The 3,928-nt window shown below is 64.2% G+C and carries 5 protein-coding genes; 2 read left to right on the top strand and 3 right to left on the bottom strand.

Annotated features, from left to right (window positions below):
* Window positions 1-927 (top strand): SPFH domain-containing protein (locus ABWP09_RS08775; protein ID WP_353204766.1); only part of this gene is annotated, 927 nt, incomplete at its 5' end.
* Entirely contained in the window at window positions 924-1,373 is a 450-nt protein-coding gene (locus ABWP09_RS08770) for an NfeD family protein (RefSeq protein ID WP_353204765.1), read from the top strand. The genes ABWP09_RS08775 and ABWP09_RS08770, both read left to right, overlap by 4 nt.
* Window positions 1,374-1,390: 17 nt before the next feature.
* On the opposite strand, the gene ABWP09_RS08765 is transcribed toward ABWP09_RS08770, so the two are convergent.
* From ABWP09_RS08765 to ABWP09_RS08755, 3 genes are read right to left on the bottom strand one after another with little or no spacing between them, the layout of a single operon-like run.
* Window positions 1,391-1,705: a hypothetical protein gene (locus ABWP09_RS08765; RefSeq protein ID WP_353204764.1), complete on the bottom strand. Its 315-nt coding sequence runs from the start codon at window positions 1,703-1,705 to the stop codon at window positions 1,391-1,393.
* 38 nt (window positions 1,706-1,743) lie between these two features.
* Window positions 1,744-2,211, bottom strand: a complete 468-nt coding sequence (locus tag ABWP09_RS08760; protein WP_353204763.1) for a hypothetical protein — start codon at window positions 2,209-2,211, stop codon at window positions 1,744-1,746.
* Between the two features lie 55 nt (window positions 2,212-2,266).
* Window positions 2,267-3,874: a phosphoenolpyruvate carboxykinase gene (locus tag ABWP09_RS08755; RefSeq protein WP_353204762.1), complete on the bottom strand. Its 1,608-nt coding sequence runs from the start codon at window positions 3,872-3,874 to the stop codon at window positions 2,267-2,269.
* Between the last annotated feature and the right edge of the window lie 54 nt (window positions 3,875-3,928).

Genomic DNA, 3,928 nt, shown 5'->3' with positions numbered 1-3,928 from the left:
CTCGCGCTCGGCATGAAGGTCGTCCGCCAAGGGTATCAATATACGATCGAACGCTTCGGCAAATTCACCGCGGTGGCGCAGCCCGGCCTGACCTTCATCATCCCGATCTTCGACCAGATCGGGCGCAAGGTGAACATGATGGAGCAAGTGCTCGACATTCCGGGGCAGGAGATCATCACCAAGGACAATGCGATGGTCGCGGTCGACGGGGTGGTGTTCTTTCAGGTGCTCGATGCGGCCAAGGCGGCGTATGAGGTGAGCGACCTGTATCTCGCGATCATGCAGCTCACCACGACCAACCTCCGCACCGTGATGGGGTCGATGGACCTTGATGAATTGCTGTCGAAGCGCGACGAGATTAACGGGCGGCTGCTCGCGGTGATCGACCATGCGACCGAGGCGTGGGGCGTCAAGGTCACGCGCGTCGAGTTGAAGGACATCCGCCCGCCCGCCGACATCGTCAATGCGATGACGCGGCAGATGAAGGCCGAGCGCGAGAAGCGCGCGACGATCCTCGAATCCGAGGCCGCGCGGCAGAATGAGATCAACCGTGCCGAGGGCCTGAAACAAGCGCAGATCCTTGAGGCCGAAGGCCGCCGCGAAGCCGCCTTTCGCGATGCCGAAGCACGCGAACGCTCGGCCGAGGCGGAAGCGACCGCGACCAAGGTCGTGTCCGACGCGATCGCCGGGGGCAGCGTTCAGGCGATCAATTATTTCATCGCGCAAAAATATGTCGAGGCGATCGGGCTGTTCGCGACATCGCCCAATGCCAAGACGATCCTGTTCCCGGTCGAGGCGACGCAGTTGATGGGGACGCTGGGCGGGATCGGCGAATTGGCCAAGGATGCGTTCCGCGACGGCCTTGCGCCGCCTGCACCTGCGCCGGTGCGTCCGCGTGGGCCATTTGAGGGGGGCGGCGCGCAATGATGGTGTTAGGGGTCGCATGGAGCGCGGGCACTTTGTGGCTTGCGGCGGCGCTCATCCTGCTCATCGCCGAGCTGGCGTTGCCGGGGTTTTTCCTGATTTTCCTTGGCGTGGGGGCGGCGTTAATTGGGGTGATCACGCTGCTGGTTCCGGGCGTGCCGATCCTGCTGCAGGCGGTGAGCTTCGCTGCACTGACCGGCGGCGCGGTTGCGCTCGGATGGCGCTGGTATCGCGGGAGCAAGCACGCCTCCGCCGACCCGCTGCTCAACGATCGCGCCGCGCGGCTGATCGGCAAGCGTGTCGAAGTGTGCAACGCGATCATCGACGGCGAAGGCCGCGTAACCGTCGGCGACGGGGCGTGGAGCGCGACTGGCCCCGATGCCGGCGTCGGCACGACCGTCCGGATCGTCGGCGCGAACGGCAGCGTCCTGCGCGTCGAGCCCGCCTGACGCTCCGCCGTTTACGCTTACTTCTTCCCGAAAAAGCCCTCTGCCAGCCCGCCGAGCTGGCCCAGCACGCCACCTTGCTGGCCGAGCAGCGACGCGAAATTGGCGAGCGCGCCTTCGCCGCCGATATGCGCGACGATCTGTTGCAGTGTTTCCGCCGACAGGCCGGTGCTCGCGGCGGCGGTCGTGACGGTGTCGGTCGGCGCAGTGTGCGCCTGGGCGAGCGCGCTTACCGCCGATTCGATCTGTTCGGGGGTCAGGCCGACCCTGGCGGCGAGGTTCTTTACGTCGACATTTTCAGTGACTTGGGCGAGCAATCCGTCGAGCAATCCCATCTGCCGTTCCTTTTTCGGTTCGTCCCGGAGCCGCACTGCTAGCATGGCACCGGGAATGGTGCGAGATCGGGAGGCACGAAACCGCGCCGCGCCGCCACCGAAAAGAGCACCGCGCGGCTGTAGAAACGCAGCGGCCAGTCGCGGAAACCGGCGGGCGATTTCAGCAGGGCGTTGACACACGCGACCAGCGGTTCCGCCGCGTCGCGTGGCGCGAGGTGCGCGCGTACCCCGGCGAGATAGGCGCGCGTGATCGTGTCGTGATAGCCGCCGCTATCATCGTTCACGCCGCCGACCGCCACATTATAGGCCGAGATGATCGCGGCGATGCGGCGGTCGACGGCGATATCGGGCCGATCGCGCACCAGCCACGTCGTCGCCGCGATGTGCGCCTCATGCGTCCAGTCGGCGCGGGGCAAGGTGCGGTCGAGCAACCCCTCCCCGATCCGCACGATGGCGGCATTGTCGGGGAAGAGGCGCGGTGCTTTCGGTATTTCGGATTCAGACATCGAACGGGTTCCTCGGGATCGGATGAGGTGTTGCCCGATCCCGAAGACGGTCGGATCAGGCCGGAGCGTGGACCTTGGGCGCGGATTGTCGCACGCCTTCATCGACATGGTCGGCGAATTGCGCGAAATTCTCGACAAACTGATCGACCAGCTTGGCGGCAGTCGCGTCATATGCCGCCTTGTCGGCCCAGGTTTCGCGCGGATCGAGGATGCTGGTGTCGACACCCGGCACCGATACCGGCACCTTGAAGCCGAAATTGGGGTCGGTGCGGAATTCGGCGGTCTTCAGGCTGCCGTCGAGCGCCGCGTTGAGCAGGGCGCGCGTCGCCTTGATCGGCATGCGGCGGCCGATGCCGTATTTGCCGCCGGTCCAGCCGGTATTGACCAGCCAGCAATCGACCCCGCCCTTGGCGATCCGTTCCTTGAGCAGATTGCCATAGACCGACGGATGCCGCGCCATGAACGGCGCGCCGAAGCACGTCGAGAAGGTCGCATCGGGCTCAGTCACGCCGATTTCGGTGCCCGCGACGCGCGCGGTATAGCCCGAGAGGAAGTGATACATTGCCTGATCGGGGGTCAGCTTCGAAATGGGTGGCAGGATGCCATAGGCATCGGCCGTCAGGAAAATCATGTTGCGCGGCACCGGCCCCATATTGTGCTCGGACGCATTGGGGATGAAATCGATCGGATAGGCGCCACGGCTGTTCTCGGCGAGGCTGGCATCGTCGAGATCGAGCACGCGCGTGACATGGTCCATCACGACATTTTCGAGGATCGTGCCGAAGCGCTTGGTTGTCGCGAAAATCTCGGGTTCGGCGTCGGCCGACAGCCGGATCATCTTGGCATAGCAACCGCCTTCGAAGTTGAAGACCGCCGTGTCGGACCAGCCATGCTCGTCATCGCCGATCAGCGTGCGGCTGGCGTCGGCGGAAAGCGTCGTCTTGCCGGTGCCGGACAGGCCGAAGAACACCGCAGTATCGCCGTCCGGACCCATATTGGCGGAGCAATGCATCGGCATCACGCCGGTTGGCGGCAGCAGATAATTGAGCAGGCTGAACACCGACTTTTTCATCTCGCCGGCATATTTGGTGCCGCCGATCAGGATCAGCCGGTCGGTAAAATTGACCGCAATGATCGTTTCGCTACGGCACCCGTGGCGCGCCGGATCGGCCCGGAAGCTCGGCAAATCGATGATCGTGTATTCGGGCACGAAGCCGCGCAATTGCGCTTCCTCGGGCCGGACCAGCATCGTGCGGATGAAGCTGTTATGCCAGGCAAGTTCGTTGATCACGCGCACGTTGACGCGGTGTTCGGGCTGCGATCCGCCGAACAAATCCTGCACGAACAGATCTTCCTTGTCCTTCAGCGCGGCGAGGAAATCCGCCTTGAGGACCGCGAAATGTTCGGGCGACATCGCCTTGTTGCTCTTGCCCCACCACACGGTGTTTTCGGTTTCGGCATCGCGGACGATGAACTTGTCCTGCGCCGATCGCCCGGTATGCACGCCGGTTTCAACGACGAGCGGCCCGTCGGCCGACAATTTGCCCTCGCCGCGTGAAATCGCCGACTGGATCAACCGTGCGGTGACAAGGTTCCAGTGCAGATTTGCGCGGGTCTCGATGCCTTGCGCTTCAAGGCCGGCGGTGGGGATGCGGTCGCTCACGGAAGTGTCTCTCCTGGACTATCACGCGGGCCATTTCGCTCCGCATACGTATGC

The sequence above is a fragment of the Sphingomonas sp. genome (assembly GCF_040398505.1).
Classification (GTDB): Bacteria; Pseudomonadota; Alphaproteobacteria; order Sphingomonadales; family Sphingomonadaceae; genus Sphingomonas.
The sequence above is the reverse complement of the archived record's forward strand: the minus strand, read 5'-3'. Positions and strand labels throughout refer to the sequence as shown.